11 protein-coding genes are annotated in these 19,928 nt (G+C 50.5%); 8 read left to right on the forward strand and 3 right to left on the reverse strand.

The window, feature by feature from the left end:
* Window positions 1-78: 78 nt before the first annotated feature.
* Window positions 79-252, forward strand: a complete 174-nt coding sequence (locus ABC831_RS15350) for a hypothetical protein (RefSeq protein ID WP_343248985.1) — start codon at window positions 79-81, stop codon at window positions 250-252.
* On the opposite strand, the gene ABC831_RS15355 is transcribed toward ABC831_RS15350, so the two are convergent.
* The 3 genes from ABC831_RS15355 to ABC831_RS15365 are packed head-to-tail and all read right to left on the reverse strand — an operon-like array spanning window position 249 to window position 6,485.
* Window positions 249-2,411: a beta-galactosidase gene (locus tag ABC831_RS15355; protein WP_343248986.1), complete on the reverse strand. Its 2,163-nt coding sequence runs from the start codon at window positions 2,409-2,411 to the stop codon at window positions 249-251. The two genes, ABC831_RS15350 and ABC831_RS15355, sit on opposite strands and share 4 nt — an antisense overlap.
* On the reverse strand, window positions 2,395-5,472 hold the full coding sequence (locus ABC831_RS15360; protein ID WP_343248987.1) for a glycoside hydrolase family 2 TIM barrel-domain containing protein: 3,078 nt from the start codon (window positions 5,470-5,472) through the stop codon (window positions 2,395-2,397). Before ABC831_RS15360 ends, ABC831_RS15355 begins: the two co-directional genes overlap by 17 nt.
* Window positions 5,469-6,485, reverse strand: a complete 1,017-nt coding sequence (locus ABC831_RS15365; RefSeq protein WP_343248988.1) for a LacI family DNA-binding transcriptional regulator — start codon at window positions 6,483-6,485, stop codon at window positions 5,469-5,471. The genes ABC831_RS15360 and ABC831_RS15365 overlap by 4 nt, the downstream gene beginning before the upstream one ends.
* Window positions 6,486-6,937: 452 nt before the next feature.
* Between ABC831_RS15365 and ABC831_RS15370 the strand changes: the two genes are divergently transcribed.
* From ABC831_RS15370 to glgB, 7 genes are all read left to right on the forward strand, one after another.
* Window positions 6,938-8,008: a sugar ABC transporter substrate-binding protein gene (locus ABC831_RS15370; protein WP_343248989.1), complete on the forward strand. Its 1,071-nt coding sequence runs from the start codon at window positions 6,938-6,940 to the stop codon at window positions 8,006-8,008.
* Window positions 8,009-8,128: 120 nt separating this feature from the next.
* Window positions 8,129-9,643, forward strand: a complete 1,515-nt coding sequence (locus ABC831_RS15375; RefSeq protein WP_343248990.1) for a sugar ABC transporter ATP-binding protein — start codon at window positions 8,129-8,131, stop codon at window positions 9,641-9,643.
* Window positions 9,644-9,673: 30 nt separating this feature from the next.
* Entirely contained in the window at window positions 9,674-10,654 is a 981-nt protein-coding gene (locus tag ABC831_RS15380) for an ABC transporter permease (RefSeq protein ID WP_343248991.1), read from the forward strand.
* Window positions 10,655-11,082: 428 nt separating this feature from the next.
* The gene (locus tag ABC831_RS15385) at window positions 11,083-13,359 is read left to right on the forward strand and encodes a bifunctional diguanylate cyclase/phosphodiesterase (protein ID WP_343248992.1); all 2,277 of its coding nucleotides are present in this window, start codon (window positions 11,083-11,085) and stop codon (window positions 13,357-13,359) included.
* A gap of 78 nt (window positions 13,360-13,437) precedes the next feature.
* A complete protein-coding gene (locus tag ABC831_RS15390; RefSeq protein WP_343248993.1) occupies window positions 13,438-14,379 on the forward strand; it encodes a hypothetical protein in 942 nt (313 codons plus the stop codon).
* 92 nt (window positions 14,380-14,471) lie between these two features.
* A complete protein-coding gene (locus tag ABC831_RS15395; RefSeq protein ID WP_343248994.1) occupies window positions 14,472-15,743 on the forward strand; it encodes a glycosyl hydrolase family 18 protein in 1,272 nt (423 codons plus the stop codon).
* Window positions 15,744-16,909: 1,166 nt separating this feature from the next.
* Window positions 16,910-19,696, forward strand: a complete 2,787-nt coding sequence (gene glgB, locus ABC831_RS15400; protein WP_343248995.1) for a 1,4-alpha-glucan branching protein GlgB — start codon at window positions 16,910-16,912, stop codon at window positions 19,694-19,696.
* Window positions 19,697-19,928: the final 232 nt, after the last annotated feature.

Below are 19,928 nucleotides of genomic sequence, written 5' to 3' on the forward strand. Positions count from 1 at the left end.
CGGGAGTTTTTATATTAACAGAGAATTTCCTGATGTTAATTGGGAAAGTTCTCCAAACAGCCAGCTTTTTTGTGCTAGATGATTCCCCTTCAACTAAAAGATCCTGGAATCCTGACGGTGGAAGCCACCAGGTTCCGCGCGCCCCTTCTCAAAGTACAGCTGGATGAGAAGGATGCGCAGCGAATCGCCTACTCCCCGTACCGTGTCCGGCCGGCATCCTCAAGGCCCCGGTCATTACCCTGGCCCGGCTAAGCCAGTAACGCGGCCGGGCAGTTGAATACCATCACGCCGAATTTCGGAAGAAGGATACTGCCTGAAAAAGTCTTACCGGACAGAAGCTCTGACATCCCGTCCTTTAACTGCACCGCGATCTCATACGGCTTGTAGTTCAGGAGGAACAGATAAGCCATTCTGCCGTCTGTGCGAACGGCTAGTTCACACTCCGGCGGAAGCTCAAGCAGATCACCGGCCGGGCTTCTCAGACCAAAACGCTGCAGGAGCATTGCGGCGATATCCTCTGTCACACTGGCTCCGCAGTAGCAGGCGGCCCCTTTGCCGCATGGATGCACGCTTACCGCCGGATATCCGGCATAATCCCCGTGGACATAGACAGCAGGCACTACGACTTCAGCGGATTCCGGCTGCAGAACATCGTAAAAAAGGGGAACATCCAAAAGCAGTTCTTCCGTCTTTTCTCCCGGATAGGTATCTGCAAGGCGTGCTTTAGGAGTCTCTTCTTTCCACAGAATCTGCTGTCCGGGAGCCAAAGAAGAGACAAAGGTAAAGTCCTCCACCCGCACACCCATGCAGGGTCTGAGATACCCCGGCATATCAAGGGAAAGGCAATGACCATGTTCTTCCTTATAGCCGGTTCTGGGCCCGACGATCAGTATGCCCCCCTGCCGCACATATTCCTCCAGAAGACCTGCCGTCCGTTCAGGCAGGATTGCCAGTTTACTGGCGATCAGTACCCGGTAGTGCAGCAATTCTGACACCGTCAGCGTTTCCGTCAGATAGAGATAGTCAAAAGGGACATGTCCCTTTTGGAGGGCTGCGATCCAGCCGGACTCCCCAAAACGTCCTACCGGGCCGCACCAATTGTCCTGTTCACTGTCAAAGTCGTTGGAATAATCCCTCAGGAGCGCCACATTTGCATAAAAGCGGGTGCCTGTGACCGGGGTAAGCTTTTGGATATCCCTGCCCAGCGCATCCAGCTCAAAGAGGCGGGGCGTGGGAGTACGGCTGTAGTTGTAGAATCCATGCCAGTACATTTCCGAGCCCACAGGACAGGTCCGCCAGCGGAAGAAGCTCACCAGGCCGGCGCCATGGGCAACCGACTGTAATGCCCACAGCCGCATCTGTCCTCTGAGGGGAGTAGGCTGGCTGATCCGCCCGTAGGAACCACCGGGACCGCACTGCTGTTCGGTAACAGCGAAGGTGGGGGACACACAGCGGGCCAGGGCCAGATTCTTTGCCCATTTCCGGTCCAGCAGCCCGGTGGAATCCGCTGTGATATCCTCTGAGAGGATCGATCCCTCTACACCCGCTGAGCCGGTAAACGCGAAATTCGGATAGCTGTCATAGCTGATAAAATCCAGGGATTCCCCGGTCATGGCATGGTAATCCAGATGATCGAACATACCGTTGTGTGTAATAAAACAACCGGGCCTTACGTAACGGCGCAGGATATCCGCCTGCATTCTGCAGTATCTGCGGATCTGATGGGAGATGAATCTTTTTTCTTCCAGCAGCAGGTGCGGATTCGTGGTCCCAACTACCGTCGGCCTGGGAAGATATAACTGGGCCCAGGAAGTGTAGGTCTGATTCCAGAACCGGGCACCCAGCGCTTTATTCAGGGCTTCCAGCGTGACATATTTTTCCTGCATGTATCGGCGGAACGCTTCATGGTCTGCCTCGGAGTGATACAGATTGTTCTCACAGTTGAATTCGTTGTCGATCTGCCAGCCGATGATGGACGGATGCGGACAGTAGTGCCGTGCCAGCTGTTCCACCAGCCTGTGGGACAGCTCGTAATATTTTGGACTGCTGTAATTGCAGTGCCTGCGGAAACCATGACGGTATAACACTCCATTGGGATCGGCGTTCAGGATTTCCGGATAGTCCTGTGTAGCCCAGATGGGAGGGATCGCGGTGGGGGTGCAGAAGATCACCTGCATACCGGTATCCCGGCACACATTCAGAAATTCATCAAAGAAGGAAAAATCGTACTCCCCTTCCCGGGGCTCGAACATTGTCCAGGTGAATTCTGCGACACGGATCACGGATATGTGATGTTCCAGCATGGTAAGAAGATCCTGGCGCCACCAGTTCTTATCCCACATTTCCGGATAGTAACAGACACCCAGGCTGATCTGTTCCGGTTCCCATTTCTCTTTACTTCTTACATTCAAACGAGGCCGCCCCCTTTCCGGAGTCTGTGCATTTATCATATGTTTTTGCCAACCGTTCAAAAGAGAGAAGGAAATCCCAGTGAAATGCGGTTTCGCTGAACCGGTATTCGTCCGCCAATACAGGCCCGCAGCTGTTGGAACCTATCCCGCTCATAGCGTAGTCCACGGTGAGATGGGTGCAGCCGGATTTTATTAGTTCATAACTGTGATTCCTTCGGGTCAATTCCTCTGCGGAGTAGGGCAAAGCCTGGAACGAAAAGGGCTGTTCAGCCGTCACGGTGACGGCATGGTGTGGACTTTTGAGGCGCAGATATTCACATCCATAGTGAGAACCGTTTTCCTGAGGCTTCACATAGTCCTCAAAGAGCTCATCCACCGGCGCATGGAACAGGCCCATATAATCCGCCCGATGTTTATCGCAGTAGCTTTCGTGCGGACCATAGCCGAAATAGGTGACCGATCCGAATTCCAGGGGCAGGGCGAAATGAATACCGAAGCGGGGGAGATAGGGAAAACAGGGATCTTTTTTCGCGTCCACCGATACCCGGATACGTCCGGCGGCATCGATGTGCCAGGTGACGTCAAGAAAGATAGCCGGCTGTAAGGCGACCGCAGTCAGAGACAGGCGGCAGTCAATGCGGACTGAATTTTCCAGGATGCGATATGCGCTATTGTAAACCCGGGGAAAGGTCCTGTCGTAACCTGCGGCTTCCCATTCTTCCCGGATGTACCGGTCATTATCGGTCGGAGCCCGCCACAGAGTGTATGCGGCCGGTTCTGTCAGCAGTTCTTCTCCATCCACACACAGACGGTCCATAGAGGCGCTCAGACGGTTAAACCGGTAGAGAAATCCATTCCCCAGGATGTGATAAGCTTCGGCTTCCTCCCGGACAGTCAGCACTCCTGATTTGTCCAGGCATCCGGGAGCAAATCCGGTTCCCGGGACCGGTAGCTCGAACTGCTCAAATCCATATTCAAATTTCTCGCCGCCGTCTGCGAACGGCACGGTCTGCTTCGCAACCATACGGATTCGCAGAAAGCATCTTCCGGATTCCGGCAGCTGATAGGGGACGTTGAATGTTTCCGTCTGAAGAGGAGGCACGGGGGGGCAGGGGATCCGGCCGGATTCCCATGGAATTCCGTTCCGGGTAATCTCATATTCCAGATCCAGCTGTTCGGACAGATCCGTAAAGGAGAGAAGGCTGGTCAGCGCAAAGGAACCCAGGACCAGGTCGCAGGCTTTGATCCTGGCAGGCCGGAACACATTTTTATGTTCAAACAGCCCGGTGTGCGGCCGGCCGTCCGGATAGGTGATGCCGTCCACGCAGAAGTTGCCGCAGTTGGGAAAATCTCCATAGTCCCCGCCGTAGAAATATTTTCTCCGTCCGTCATCCGTATGTCCCATGTCCGCAGACTGGTCCCGCCATTCCCAGATAAATCCTCCAGCCAGGTTCGGATACCGGCTCATAAGCTGAAAATAGTCCTCGATATCTCCGGGGCTGTTGCCCATACAGTGTATATATTCGGTTAAAATGACCGGCTTTTCCGTGGCGGGATCTGCAAGGAGTGCTTCCAGTTCCGGTATCGGTAAATACATCCTGCTGAACACGTCGATTCCGTCTATGTCCCGGCACATGATCGGATGAGTGCTGCTCTCATAATTCAGAAGCCTGGTGGGGTCCAGTTCTTTTACCAGGCGGCCTCCCGCTTCCATATTAGAACCGTATCCGGTCTCGTTGCCGAGCGACCAGATCAGAACGCAGGGACGGTTCTTATCCCGGGCCACCAGTGCGGTTTCCCGGTCCAGGATCGCGGCCCGAAAGGCGGGATTATCCGCAATCGTACCGTTGGTGCTCTGCTGCATGGCTTTGTATAGCTTAATGATGCCGTGGGCTTCCACATCCGCCTCATCTATCACATATAGTCCGTATCGGTCACACAGTGTGTAAAGCAAGGGGGCGGCGGGATAATGGCTGGTTCTGACTGCGTTGATGTTATGCTGCTTCATCAGGCGGATCTCCTGTTCCAGCTCTTCGGCTGTGACGGTGTAACCGTGCAGCGCGTGAAATTCGTGGCGGTTTACCCCGTGAAACCGAATGGGGGTAAAGTTTAAAAGAACCTGTCTGTTTTGCACCGAAATATGACGGATTCCGACGGATTCCTGAATACATTCCCCGTCAACACGCAGAAGAAGAGTATAGAGCTGCGGATTCTCATCACTCCACAGCCTCGCGTTGGGTACCTCGATCACAAGTTGCTCGTCGGCCGTGGTCCCGGAAGAGATCTTTTGTCCGTATGGGTCTGTAAACACGTAGTTTACCGGAACAGAAGCGCGGCGGTAAACAAAACTGATATGAACATAAGCCGTGGTTCCGCTTTCCGGTACGGTCGTAGTCACCCGATAATCCCGGATATGTTCCGGCGGACGTCTCAACAGATAAACGTCCCGGAAGATACCGTTGAGACGCATCTTATCCTGACATTCCAGATAGGTACCATCGCACCATTTTAATACCAGAACCGCCAGCCGGTTTGTTCCTTCCCTTATGTAACGCGTTACATTAAACTCCGAAGAAGAGTGGGATATCTGGCTGTAACCTACAGGATTTCCATTTACCCATACATAAAAACAGGAGTCCACTCCCTCAAAATTCAGATACCGCTCCAAACCGTCCCGGGGAGAACAGGTGAAGTCGGTCAGATACAGCCCACAGGGATTCTCAACCGGAACATACGGTGGATCATAGGGTATCGTGTATTCCAAGTTGGAGTAATGGTAGTGCTCATAGCCCAGAGACTGCCAGGTGGACGGAACCGGAATGGTGTCAAAGGAATGCAGCGGGAATTCGGGAAAAACCGCCTGTTCCGGGACCTGCCGTGTGTTTTCATAATAGCGGAACTGCCAGTTTCCGCTTAACAGCTGGAATCGGTCCGAGTCCTTTCTCTCCTCAAAATCCGGTCCAGGGACCAAAAGAGGGGAGAAGGGAATATAATAGGCACGGGGATCCTCCGTGCCCACATGAAATACAGACAGATCTTCGTGGTAAGTTGGAAGCTTCATGAATTAACTCCTTTCAAATTGGTTGACTCCCGCACAATGAGAGCCGGGTCGATCAGAATACTGTTGTGGCGGATCGGGTGGTTTTCTATCCGCTCCAGCAGAAGGTCGAATGCGGCGGTCGCCATATCACGCCGCCTGTGGTCCAGAGCAGTGATGGAAGGGGTGGTTGTATCTAATAAAAAGGAATTATCACCTGATATGACGCACAGGTCCTCCGGAACCCGCAGACCCAGCGTGTGAGCGGCCTTAGTGATGGCCGGCGCATACAGGTCTATGACACCGAAAAAGGCATCCGGCTTGTCGTCAAGGCTAAGGATCTTAAGCGCCTCCTGGTATGCAGCGCCGAACTCCATTGTGGGGAGGGAACTCATCCATTCTTTTCGCACCTGGACCTTATGTTTTTTCATGGTATCCAGAAATCCCTGCTGATAGTTTTTGGCAAAATTGGCCTCCAGGGCATAGTTCAGAAAGGCTATCCTGCGCCGGCCGTTAGCCAGCAGATGCTCCGTGCCCATCTGCCCGCATTTATAATCGTCCACCGAGACATAGGGAATCGACGTCCCGGGATTGTGCTCGCAGCACTGGATCAGCGGATATTTGGCCGCCATCTCCTCCAGGTAGGGGATATCCTGATTGTGATTGGCCAGGATCAGCCCGTCTGCCAGCCGACCCTGGAGAAGGCGGATATAAGAGGAGAGTTTGGCCTGGTCGTTGCCGTAGTGGCCCAGCAGGATATTGTAGTTGTTCTCCGTAGCGGCTTGCTGCATAGTATCCATAAAGTCCACATAAAAGGGCTTGCTGATCGTGTTGGCCATGACGATGACAACCCCGCTGCTGGACTGACGCAGGTTCAGGCCCAGCATATTCGGGTGATAATCCAGCTGCTTGATGACTTCCATTACTTTTTCCCGGGTATCAGGCCGGACGTTGGTCTTATGGTTCAAAACGCGGGAGACTGTGGCTACAGACACTCCGGCCGCTTTGGCTACTTGTTGTATTTTGATATTTTCCATGTAAGGGACACCTCCTGGGAAATACTCTGAAAACTCTTTTTTGTAATTTAAAGTCGAAGTATATTGACAAGAATATGGAAACCTGATATTCTGATATCAACGAGTTAGCTATTTTGCTAAATGTAACGCATTTCATTTAATTGCATTATACCAAAGTGCACAAAAAAAGTCCAGAGGAAAAACAATTATTTTAAAAATAGTTGTAAAACGAAGGAAAAAGCCCAAAAGTGTGGTCAAGTTTACCGGACAAATCAGTGCGTACCTGACCAAAACAACGGGAACCAGGGGTGGTGAATACAGAACCCGGAGGTGATGAATGAACGATTTGTTTTTTTACAGGAGAAATGAAACGCGTTACATTTTCAGAAGATGCAAACTCCGGTCATGCAGGAGTCAAATCGGTAACGATAAAAGAGAGTAAAAAGGTAAGGCCATTGAAAGGAGAAGGTTCGATGAAAAAGTATGTCAGTTTATTGCTTGCAGGTCTGTTGATAGGTTCTGTATGTATGAGTGGATGCGGGTCCGGGGAACCGGATAAGGAAGCCGCGCCGGCTGCCGGGGAGGACCAGAGCGGCCAGGTGGCTAAAGGCACTGATGCACCGGCCCAGGGAAAAGAGTCGAAGGACGGGGAAGCGGATTCCTCTCAGATGCTGATCGGTATTGCCTGTTACAGCGCCGACGAGTATCAGAAATCCTGGCTGGATACCTTTGAAGCGGCAGCCGAAAAGAAAGGGAATATAAAAGTAGTCTCTACCAATGCAGATGCCAATGTGGAGAAACAGGTCAGTGATGTGGAATCGCTGATCGCCCAGAATCCGGATGTCATCATTTTACGGGCAGTTGACGCGGATGGCCTGGCGGCTTCGGTGGACGCCTGTGTGACGGCCGGTATTCCGGTGGTGGCGTCCTCTTATGAGGTTAATAATGACAAAATCGCAGCATGGGTGGGAGCAAACCAAAAAGATAACGGAACCCTCCAGGGAGAGTACCTCCAGGGGATTTTAGAGTCAAATCCGGAAATGAAAATGAATCTTTGTTATATCTGGGGCGGGTTCGGACTGACCGGCACCCAGGAGCGTTATGATGGACTGATCGATCCCTTTGTCAACAACTTAAAGGCTGACGGCAGAGGAGAACTGCTGGCGGAGAAAGCCGGTAACTGGTCTGCCAGCGATGCAATGGCCCTGACTGAGGACTGGATTCAAAGCTTCCCGGACATGAACGTGATCGTCTGCCAGAATGATGAGATGGCAGCAGGTGCGGCTAATGCGCTAAAGGCAGCGAACGTGGATATGGACCAGTTCTATCTGCTGGGGATCGACGGCTCGGCAAACGGCCAGCAGTATATCCGAGACGGCCTCATCGATGCGACGATCTGGACCGATCTGAACGATGAGATCAGTACGAATCTGGACGTGGCGGTAAAGGCTGCAGGCGGAGAGACTTATGCGGACCCTGTCTATCTGAACAGTTATAAGCTGATGACAAAGGACAACATCGACGAACTGCTGGGCAGCAAATAACCATAGAAGCCTTAGATAAAGATAACGCGCTGCGGGTAAGAGGCCGCCAGTCTGCGGATTAACGGACCGGCGGCCTTGTTAGAGAATGAAGCGGTATTCCTGTACCCGCGCATAAAGGATGTGAAAAAGTATATGGGAGAAAATGACCTGGTATTAAAGGTAACCGACCTGTCAAAATCCTTTTCCGGAGTGGAAGTTCTAAACAGGATTCAGTTTGAACTGAGAAAGGGAGAGGTCCACGCCCTGTTGGGAGAAAATGGGGCAGGTAAATCCACATTTATGAAAATTCTGTTGGGAATCCATACGGCGGACAGCGGATGTATCCTGTTCAAGGGCAAAGAAGTCCGCTTTAAAGAACCCTACGATGCCCTTCAGGCGGGTATCTCCATGATACATCAGGAAATCAGTCTGATCCCGAACATGACGGTGACGGAAAATATCTGGGTGGGCCGCGAAAAGCAATTTTACAGACATGGATTTATCGACCGGAAGAGACAGCTTGCAAAGACCCGGGAACTTCTGGAAAGTCTGAAAGTTTCCATAGACCCGCAGGCGATTGTTAAAAATTTGAGCATTGCTAATATGCAGATGGTGGAGTTGGTGCGGGCAGTATCCTATCATTCAGACATCATTATTATGGATGAACCCACTTCGGCATTGACCCAGTCAGAGATCGAGGTGCTGTACCGGGTGGTCAGAGGCCTGGCAAAAGACGGGGTATCTGTAATCTTTATTTCCCACAAACTGGAAGAAGTGTTCGAGATCTGTGACCGGGTAACCATCCTGCGTGACGGTCATTATATCGAGACCAGAGAGTGTGCAGGAACGGACATGTCTACACTGATCAGACTGATCGTCGGCAGGGAATTGAATCAGATGTTTCCCAAAGAGGAGGTCCAAATCGGGGAGGAAGTTCTCTCTGTCAGACAGTTGAGCAGAAGCGGCGTATATGAGAACATAAGCTTTCAGGTCCGGCAGGGGGAAATCGTCGGAATCTGCGGCCTTATGGGAGCCGGACGTACGGAGATCATGCGGGGGCTGTTTGGCGTGGACCCAGTCGATTCCGGGGAAGTATCTATCCGGGGAAAAGTACATAAGATCCGCTCCCCCAGGGATGCCATAGGCTGTGGACTGGGCATGGTGACCGAAGACCGGCTGCAGCTGGGCGGAATCCGGATACTGTCCATAAAAGTGAATATGACACTGGTATATCTGAAAAAGTTATGTACCGCGAAATTATTTGTGCGAAAGACAGAAGAGGCCACCAGATGCCGTGACATGATGGAACTCATGGAGGTCAAGGCGGCGTCCATGAACCAGACGATCAGCCAGCTAAGCGGTGGGAACCAGCAGAAGGTGATTGTCGGTAAATGGCTGATGAACCAGCCGGACATTCTGATCCTGGACGAACCCACCAGGGGAATCGATATCGGTTCCAAATCAGAAATCCACCGTCTCATCTCAAAACTGGCCAAACAAGGGATGGCCATCCTGATGGTATCCTCGGAACTCCCGGAGATACTGGGCATGAGCGATCGCATTCTGGTGATCCGGGAGGGTAAAATCGTAGCGGAACACAACCGGGGGGATGTGGATCAGGAGATTCTGATCAAAGAAGAATTCGGTACATCCTGAGTAAATCACGGAAAGAAAGGTGTAGTCATTATGAAAGAAAAAAATCAGGAACGAAGGCTTGGCCAGTTCCTCGTCAATAATAAAGCAATCGTGATCTTTTTGTTTCTGGCAATTGTACTGTCCTTTGCCACAGACAATTTCATGACAAAGACCAACCTTTTGAACATGGTCCGCCAGGTCTGCGTCATGAGTGTTATGTCCATCGGATTCACCCTGATTCTGGCTTCCGGTTCCATCGACCTGTCGGTGGGCTATATGCTGGGTCTGGTTGGCGTTTTCTGCGCTTTGATCAGTAAAGTTCAGGGACTACCGGTGATACTGGTCCTCGTATTCAGCATTTTGTTCGGAATGTTTCTGGGCTTCTGCAATGCATTCCTGTTTCTCACTTTTAAAATGCCCCCTTTCATTGTAACCCTCTCCACTGCACAGATCTTCCGGGGAATCACGCATCTGCTCTGTGACGGAACCCCGGTCAGCGGTCTTCCTGATGCGATCATCGCTATCGGCCAGGACTATTTTCTGGGAATCCCGGTACAGATCTATATTATGGTCATCGTGGCCGTTATCATGGCTGTGTTCCTGCGCTCCACCTATCTGGGCCGTCACGCGATCGCCATGGGTGGAAACGAGGAGGCCGCCCGGGTATCCGGGGTACATGTCAAGCGGATGCGCTACACCGTCTATATCATCATGGGAGCCTGCGTTGCGATTGCAGCTATCATAATGGATGGGCGCGTGGCCTCTGCCCAGCCCACAGCCGGTGCAGGCATGGAGATGGACGCTATCGCAGCCGTTGTGATCGGCGGAACTCCTTTGAGCGGCGGTTACGGAAATGTCCTGGGTTCCGTCTTCGGATGCCTGATCGTAGGTCTGATCAATAATGGACTCAATATCCTGAATGTCAGTTCCTACTGGCAGTGGATCGCCAAGGGCGCGCTGATTATCATCGCCATCATGCTGGATGTGCAGACTTCCTCCCTTATCCGGGCCACAAAGAAGAGAAAAGCCTGAGGTGCAATTACAATATGTCCTGTAGTCATTCACGGGCAAAAACGGCGTTCTTTATGGTTTTTAAACCAAAAAGGGCGTCTTTTTATCTTAATATAATATGAGAAAAAGATATGAATTCAGTTATAACCGTCCGGCACTCAATATTAAAAAGTCATGTAATATAAGTAGATTCAACACTCTGTCCAAAAGGGATACCAAGAATAGCAGAATCGCATGTTTGCAAGTGAAAGGATGGAAAATAAGGGCGTGATGAGTGCTTCCGGAGCTGGAAGTGCTCATCACGCCTCTTATCTCCCGGCCCCTAAAAATACAGTTACAGCCCCCTAATAATACGGTTATTTCTTGTATTTTCCAGTCGATTAAAGTAAAATAGTAAAGTACGCTCTCGTTAGCGTCGCTACATTGTAATAGAAGGATGGCACATAACGATGAAAAAGGAAAAATTACGGGAAGATAAAAAACTGAGACTGGAATTTGCGGGGCTTATTGTCCTTGTGATAATAGTCGCGTGTGTCTGTACGTTCTATGTGAAAAATCTGGAACGGAATATGAAGGTGGAATCCGATCGCTACCTGGGGGAAGTGGCTTCACAGGTGGTGAACGTATTGAACGACAGACTGGACGCCGTATTTCACTCAATGGATATATTGGCGCTTACCTGTGCCAATATGGACAGTACCGATCAGCAATTGAGCTATCTTAAGATCGTAGAGGAAAAGACGCGGGATGAACTGATGGGGGTCGTGGACCTGAACGGAATCATGCGGCTTAGCAGCGGCGGTTCGGTGGATCTCTCAGATGTTCAGGCAGTGCAGAGTGCGTTGGCCGGCACACCATCCCTTTCGGGCTGCATCAGTTCTCCGGCGGATGGCTCGGACATTTTCCTGTATTGTGTTCCCATGAATAGCGGCAATGGCGTAGTTGGTGCGGTCGCGGCCAGCATGTCCGCCGCTCAGTTTCGGGAACTGCTGAACGTGGAGAGCTTTAACCAGGAGGGATACACACAGATAGTGGATGCAAATGGAACCTTCATCATCGACTCCCAGAATAAAAATGCAGTTAAAAATCCGACGAATCTCTTTCAAACCCTGGAACAGCAATGCAGGCTGGATCGGGGATACACTGTAGCCGGAATCCAAAGCAAGATCGGGGAAGGAATGCCCGGCGTCCTGTATTACAGGACGGAAGATGGGATACATAAGGTCATGAACTATCAGCCGCTTGCCAGGGAGGGATGGTACCTGTTGTCCGTGGTTCCGACAAAAGAGACGGAAGATCAGTGGAATTCGTTTATCCTGCTGGCGATTGCCATTAATATCTCTATTGTGCTGCTGTTTGCAGGGCTTATCTGCCTCATGATCCAGATGCAGAAGAAAAACCGCAGGCGTCTGGAAAATATCGCATTTGTAGATCCGGTGACCGGAGGCATGAACCGGACCAGATTTGAGATGGAAGCGCAGGGCCTGATCGAAAAGGCAGAGGCGGATACCTATGCGCTGATTTCTCTGGATATACAGAAATTCAAACTGATTAATGATGCGTTTGGCAGCAGCATGGGGAATAAAACGTTAAAATATGTCCATGATGTTATTCAAAGACATCTAAAGACCGGCGAGATCGTATCCAGGATCTCCGCGGATACCTATGACGTTCTGATGAAAAACCGGCCCCAGGAAGAATTCCTGATCTGGCTGAAGGAGCTGGTGGAAGAGATCAACGCATTTAATGAGGATCTGACAGACAAGTATTTTCTTCCGATCTATGCCGGAGTCTATGTGATCCGGGAAAAAGGACTGCATATGATAACGATGCAGGACAGAGCCAACGTGGCCCGGAAAAATAACAAGCAGATCAATGAGACGAAACTGTACTCCTGTGTATTTTATTCCGATATGGAGCGGGTGAGGATGATCCGCGAAAAAGAGATTACGAACCGGATGCAGACTGCTTTGGAAAACCGGGAATTTGTGGTCTATCTGCAGCCGAAGATGGATATCGAGACAAATACCGTATCCGGAGCGGAGGCTTTGGTTCGCTGGCAGGATCCTGAGAAGGGGCTGCTGCAGCCCGGGGAATTCATACCCGTGTTCGAGAAGAACGGTTTTATTGTGAAAGTGGATTTGTTTGTATTCGAGGAGGTCTGCCGCCTGCTGCGCCGGTGGATCGACCAGGGTATTACCCCGCTTCCCATATCGGTGAATCTGTCCAGGGTCCACCTGAAAAATCCGGATTTCCTGGATCAATTCCGCAAGATCTATCAGCAGTATCAGGTTCCGCCAGAGCTGCTGGAGATCGAATTGACCGAGACGTTAGTGTTTGAGAATCTGGAATTCCTGATCCATGTGATCGAGCAGATCCATGATATGGGCTTCCGCTGTTCCCTGGATGACTTCGGCAGCGGGTATTCTTCGCTGAATATGTTAAAGGATGTCCCGGTGGATGTCTTAAAACTGGACCGGGCTTTCTTCCAGGAAAAGAAAAGCAATGCCCAACGGGGAAAATGTGTCATCGAAAATGTTATAGAACTGGCCAGAAAGCTGGATATGGATACCGTCTCCGAAGGAGTGGAAACCATGCACCAGGTGGAATTTTTAAGAGAGGCCAAGTGCCATATGGTGCAGGGATATGTTTTTTCGAGACCTATCACCATCTCCGACTTCGAGGCGTTCGCGTTTTCCGGGAAATCCAGTGACAAGCCGGAATAGACGAGTCCGGGAAAGGATTCCTTTTCACTTATCAATCTGAATATAGATGACGCCGTCCATGCGTCGCTGGAGGAAATTATGCCTGCTTTTACATTACATTATCTGTTCGGAACGGACACACTGCATGACCTGAATGACGGCCGGATCAAAAGGGCGGCCAGGAACCATCCCTGCGCCTTCTCTCTCGGATTACAGGGGCCGGATATCTTTTTTTATTATCTGCCGATGTATTTAAAAGAAGAGAAAATCGGGACCATGATGCATGACGGCGGCGCAAATCTCTTTTTCCGGAATCTCATGACCTATCAGGAGAAGCTTGCCGATGAGGACGAGCGCCAGCTGGTTCTGGCCTATATGGCCGGTATGCTGGGTCATTATTCCCTGGACACGGTGTTCCATCCTTATGTCTATGCCTACACGGATTTTCACCCGGGTCTAAAGCAGAGCAAATCTTATTATGCCAAACATTTTGCTATGGAATCTGATCTGGACCTGCTATATCTGCGGGAGCAGAAGGGAATATCCCCCGGGGAATTCCGCCAGTACCGTACCATTGCCCTGGGCTATCAGGAACAGCGCAGGATCGCAAAAGCGCTGTGTTACGCGATTCTGCGGACTTATCAACGGGGATTCCCGCTGCCGGCCATGATGGCTGTGATCTACAGTATGCGCCTGGGAACAGCTGCTCTTCGGGATCACACAGGTCTTAAAAAATGGCTGGTCCAAAAGCTGGAGAAACCATTCTTCGGCTGTCCGCTGGTTTCCTCCCTGATCGAGGGAAGCCGGGTTACGGACCCTCATAAACTGCTTAACAGGAATCACGAGAGTTGGAGGAATCCATGGGATCTGACGGTAGAATCCAAAAAGAGTGTAGCGGAGCTTTATCAGCAGGCCAAACTGCGCTATGTCGGGATTCTGAGGCTGCTGGAAGAGTATCCCGGAAGTGACCGCCCAGGGCGGCAGGAACTATGGAGCCGGATCGGCAACCTTTCCTATCACAGTGGTTTAGATATTAAATAAAACAGATTCTTAAAACAGTTTCACGATGTACTTCTGAATAGGCCCCTTTTCTTAATATACTTAGATATAGAAAGGAAAGGGGCTTATTTTTTATGATACATGTTGTCGCAGAGGGGGAAACCCTGTATTCCATCGCAGAACGCTATCAGGTATCCCAGGAGAGGATCCGTTATGACAATCAGATCGTGGACCCTGTTGACCTGGTACCGGGGCAGGCACTTCTGATTCTCATACCCGAAATCGTTCATGTCGTACAGGCAGGAGAATCCCTGTACGGAATCGCGGAAGAATACGGGACTACGGTTCTGGCACTTCTTCGGAATAATCCATATCTGGACACCAGGGCTTATCTCATTCCTGGGGAGGCCATCGTGATCAGTTATGAGGAAAAAGGGACCAGGGACGCTGTTGTGGGCGGCTATGCCTATCCATATATACGGGAAGACATTCTGAGGGAGGCTCTGTTATATATAAGTGAGCTGATGATATTTTCCTATGGATTTAATACACTGGGGGATCTGGTCGCTCCGGATGACGAATGGCTGATCCGGGAAGCATTAAATTACGGGGTGGCACCGATTATGGTACTGACTCCTATCTATGAGGGACGATTTAACAATTATCTGGTAAACCAGGTAGTTGAAAACCCTTCTGTGGCGGAGAACCTGATCGACCAGATCCTGCAGACTGTGGAAGAAAAAGGATATGCGGGGGTCGATGTGGACTTTGAATACATACTGCCGGAAGACCGAGAGGGATATGCGGCCTTTATCCGGGATCTGACCGAACGCATGAATGCCCGGGGCTACCGGGTAAGTGTGGCTCTGGCCCCCAAGACCTCCGCCGAACAGCGCGGGGTGTTATATGAGGGAATGGATTACCGGCTTCTGGGCGAGTACGCGAACTGGGTATTTCTGATGACCTATGAGTGGGGATATACCTACGGTCCTCCCATGGCAGTAGCTCCGATACCAAGTGTGCGAAGAATCCTGGACTATGCCGTTACGGAAATCCCGCCTGAAAAGATATCCATGGGTATTCCCAATTACGGCTATGACTGGCCGCTTCCCTTTGTGCGGGGCACCACCCGGGCCGCTTCCATCGGTAACCCCGAAGCAGTGGCTCTGGCAGCCAGGAACCGTGTTGAGATCCAATTCGACTCCGAGGCCCAGGCTCCGTATTTTTACTACGTGGATTCCGGCGTTACCCACGTCGTCTGGTTCGAGGATATGCGCAGCATCTCAGCCAAATTTTCACTGGTCGAGGAATATGATTTCCGGGGAATGGGGTACTGGAACCTGATGCGGTCGTTTCGGGCCAACTGGCTGCTGCTGAACAGCCGGTTTGGGATTCTGAGGGGGTAGAACTGCTTAGGGCCAGGACTACTTAGGGCCGGAACTGCTAAGGGCCGGGAAGAAATCTGGGGGGTGGGATGGGGGGCTGCGGTTTTGGAACCCGCGTCAGGGCGGGCACCTGTCCGTTGGCGGGCGACGGGCTGTCTGCTGGCAGCTGCTAAGGGAAATCGGCCCCCCGGGTTCTGGAACCGAGCCTATTCACCAGGAACACTGATGTGTTCCCGGTTCAGAGGCTCTTGCCCGTCGGACGTGAAGTCCGCCGTGCATCCAGAACCCGGGGGGCCGATTTCCCTAAGCAGCTGCACAGCCGCCCTATGCTCCGCCAACGGACAGGTGCCCGCCCTGACGCGGGTTCCAAAACCACAGCCCCCCATCCCACCCCCCAGATTTCTTCCCTGCTTTAGTAAAGGGGTGGCAGTTATGTGCTCATAACTATGAATGTTTATCTTTTTGATACTTAGTTCTATTTGCTAATTAATTCTTTGTTTCAATCCACTCTCGGTAATTTCACAGAATACGCCTTTTATTGCTGCGTGCCTTGACCTCATGTCAGTGGGGGCTACCGATTTCTCTCCGCCCACCACTGCCGTTAATCTTGTTTTGGGTGATTCATCTCGCCACCTGCAGAGGTGGGAGAATTCTCACTTATTTCGTTAAAAATAATATATAACATTACCCTGACAAAAAGGCCATCGGTAAAGCAGGGATGAGAGGGCTGGGGCGTGGGCTGCAATGCCGGGCGGCAACTCTCGCGGGGGAAAATCACTTGAGACCGGGCCTTAGAACGAGTTACGCAGATGGTGGGAGAACCTCGCAGGGCCTGGAACACTGTCCGAGCCGTATATTGGCGAGTTTGTTCCAGGCCCTGCTAATAAGAGGTTCTCCCGCCATCGGAGTTACTCGTTCTTAGGTCCGGCCGAAGTGATTTTCCCCCGCGAGAGTTGCCGCCCGGCATTGCAGCCCACGCCCCAGCCCTCTCATCCCGGCCCTTAGTCCCCACCCCCAGCATTTTTATCAGGCAACTACCCACCCAAACTGAACGGCCGGTCAAAAATATGAGAAGATTCTTGTGTTTCATTTTCATTGATGATAGAATAAAACCATAGAATATTCCGAATTACCGTTTCACCGGAGGGGAAATGGCGGGATATGGAACCCGTTAGGAGGATGTTAACATGGATAAAACATTGTATGATTTAATGGATTGGGCCGCGATCGAAGCGATTGTGTATTCGGAAGAGGACAATCCCCACAATATTCTGGGGCCGCATGTGGTGGATGCCGGAGTATTGGTACAGACATTTATTCCTACAGCAGAAAAAGTGACCGTCAAGTTGAAAAGCAATGACAGTGAATACCCAATGGAACAGGCAGATGAAGAAGGCTTCTTTGCCGTACTGCTTCCAAGAAAGTCTGTTCCTGAATATACTTACGTGGTAACGTATGATAATGGAACCGTACAGGAGATCGGAGACCCTTACCGATTCGCCCCACAATTTACAGAAAAAGAGACCAAAAAATTTAACGCAGGTATCCTCTATCAGATTTATGAAAAAATGGGAGCTCATCCCATGAATATAAAAGGAACCGATGGCGTTTATTTTTCAGTTTGGGCACCGAATGCCATGCGGGTCAGCGTGGTAGGTGATTTTAATCTCTGGGACGGGCGCAGACACCAGATGAGACGTCTGTGGGATTCCGGTATCTTTGAACTGTTTATTCCTGATCTGGGAGTGGGACAACTCTACAAATTTGAGATTAAAACAAGAACCGGACTGGTAGTGCTTAAGGCGGACCCTTATGCGAACGCGGCAGAACTGCGTCCCAACACCGCTTCTGTAGTCACGGATCTGAATCATTTTACCTGGAAAGATGATAAATGGCTGGAAAGACGTAAAAAAGCGGACACATACAAAGAGCCCATGTTCATTTATGAAATGCATCTTGGTTCCTGGCGGAAACCGGAAGACGGCAGGAATTTCTATAATTACCGGGAACTGGCTCCGATGGTGGCAGAGTATGTGAAAGATATGGGATATACGCATATCGAACTGATGCCGGTGATGGAACATCCCCTGGACGCGTCCTGGGGTTACCAGGTGACCGGGTATTACGCGCCGACCAGCCGTTATGGGACGCCGGAGGATTTTATGTTCTTCATGGATTACATGCATGAGCAGAACATCGGTGTGATACTGGACTGGGTTCCGGCTCATTTTCCCAGAGATACCTGGGGAATGTCGAACTTCGATGGGACATGCCTGTATGAACACTCGGACCCCAGAAAGGGATCGCATCCGCACTGGGGAACTTTGATCTATAATTATGGACGCCCGGAGGTCAAGAATTTCCTGATTTCCAATGCGCTCTTCTGGATTGATAAATTCCATGCTGACGGAATCCGGATGGATGCGGTGGCTTCCATGCTGTATCTGGATTACGGCAAAAATGAAGGAGAATGGGTGCCGAATATCTACGGCGGACATGAGAACCTGGAGGCCGTGGAGCTGTTTAAGCATCTGAACAGCGTGATTAAGGGCAAAAAGTCAGGGGCCGTTATGATCGCGGAAGAATCTACTTCTTGGCCTATGGTGACCGGAGACGTGGAGGAGGACGGACTGGGATTTGATTACAAATGGAACATGGGATGGATGAATGACTTCATCGGCTATATGCGGTACGACCCGATCTTCAGGGGGGCGCATCATGGTGAATTGACGTTCAGTATGATTTACGCTTACAGTGAGAATTTTATTCTGACTCTTTCCCATGACGAAGTCGTGCACGGGAAAGGTTCCATGATCGGGAAGATGCCCGGCGAGCGGGAGGCAAAGTTCGCGAATCTGCGGGCTGCTTATGGTTTTATGATGGCACATCCCGGTAAGAAGCTGCTCTTTATGGGGCAGGATATGGCTCAGTTTTCTGAGTGGTCCGAGGAGAAGAGTCTGGAGTGGGATCTGCTGGAATACGAAGATCATTCTCATATGAAGAATTATGTGAAGGCACTGGTGACATTGTACCGCACATATCCTGCGCTTTATCAGCTGGATTATGATCCGAAAGGGTTTACCTGGATTAATAATATATCTGCAAATGAAAATATGCTGGTATTTACGAGAAATACGAAAAAAGCAGAAGAGACGCTGCTGGTCGTGTGCAACTTCTCGGCATTGGAATATGAGGACCATAAAATCGGGGTCCCTTATGCCGGAAAATATAAGGAGATATTCAACAGTGACAGTACCCAGTTCGGCGGAACCGGCGCGGTGAATCTCCGGCTGAAGCAGTCCAGAAAAGAGGAGTGTGACGATCGTCCGAATTCGATCAAGATCAAAGTTGCGCCGCTTAGTATTTCCATATTTACCTATACAAAGGCCGTAGAAAAGATCAGTACCAACAAAGCAGCGAAGTCCAAATCCTCAAAGGCAGCCGTACCAGCCGCGAAAAAGGACCTGAAGGCCGAGCTGGCAGCGAAATTCGTGGAAGAGGAATTGTCTGCGGCAGACCCTGTTTTGGAATTGCCTAAAACAAAGGGGGAAAAGTCCGATGGTTTGAAGTCTGCGTCTCAAAAAGCTGAGACTGCGAAAATAGCAACCTCAAAGGCAGAAACAAAAAAGGTTGATATGAGGAAGGTTGAGCCCAAAAAGAAGAAAACTGTAAATGCGGAATCGAAAAAGGCAGAGACAAAAAAAGCTGAGGCGAAAAAGGCAGAACCGAAAAGAGTAGAAACGAAAAAGGTGGAACCTAAAAAAGTAGAAACGAATAAAGTAGAACGAAAGAAAGTAGAGACTGCAAAGGTCGAGCCGAAAAAAGTGGAAACCACGAAGGTCAAGCCGAAGAAAGTAGAGACTACGAAGGTCGAGCCGAAGAAAGTGGAGACTACAAAGGTTGAGGCTAAGAAAGTGGAAACCAAAAAGGCTGAGACCATAAAGGATAAGCCCACGAATGAAGAAATAAAATAACTAAGAAATAAAATAAATTATAGATTATAGGTAATTTACTAAAACAATAATTTGTTTCAATCCACGCTCGGTAATTTCACAGAATACGACTTTTATTGCTGCGTGCCTTGACTTCATGTCAGTGGGGGATACCGATTTCTCTCCGCCCACCACTGCCGTTAATCTTGTTTTGGGTGATTCCTCTCGCCACCTGCAGAGGTGGGAGAATTCTCACTTATTTCGTTAAATAACC

Source organism: Diplocloster hominis, from assembly GCF_032380655.1.
Lineage (GTDB): Bacteria > Bacillota > Clostridia > Lachnospirales > Lachnospiraceae > Diplocloster > Diplocloster hominis.

Excerpts from the sequence above, each read along its gene's own strand:
- ABC831_RS15360 (WP_343248987.1), bottom strand. The coding sequence starts at position 5,472 with ATGAAGCTTCCAACTTACCACGAAGATCTGTCTGTATTTCATGTGGGC.
- ABC831_RS15390 (WP_343248993.1), top strand. The coding sequence starts at position 13,438 with ATGCCTGCTTTTACATTACATTATCTGTTCGGAACGGACACACTGCAT.
- ABC831_RS15370 (WP_343248989.1), top strand. The coding sequence starts at position 6,938 with ATGAAAAAGTATGTCAGTTTATTGCTTGCAGGTCTGTTGATAGGTTCT.
- glgB (WP_343248995.1), top strand. The coding sequence starts at position 16,910 with ATGGATAAAACATTGTATGATTTAATGGATTGGGCCGCGATCGAAGCG.
- ABC831_RS15380 (WP_343248991.1), top strand. The coding sequence starts at position 9,674 with ATGAAAGAAAAAAATCAGGAACGAAGGCTTGGCCAGTTCCTCGTCAAT.
- ABC831_RS15395 (WP_343248994.1), top strand. The coding sequence starts at position 14,472 with ATGATACATGTTGTCGCAGAGGGGGAAACCCTGTATTCCATCGCAGAA.
- ABC831_RS15365 (WP_343248988.1), bottom strand. The coding sequence starts at position 6,485 with ATGGAAAATATCAAAATACAACAAGTAGCCAAAGCGGCCGGAGTGTCT.
- ABC831_RS15350 (WP_343248985.1), top strand. The coding sequence starts at position 79 with ATGATTCCCCTTCAACTAAAAGATCCTGGAATCCTGACGGTGGAAGCC.
- ABC831_RS15385 (WP_343248992.1), top strand. The coding sequence starts at position 11,083 with ATGAAAAAGGAAAAATTACGGGAAGATAAAAAACTGAGACTGGAATTT.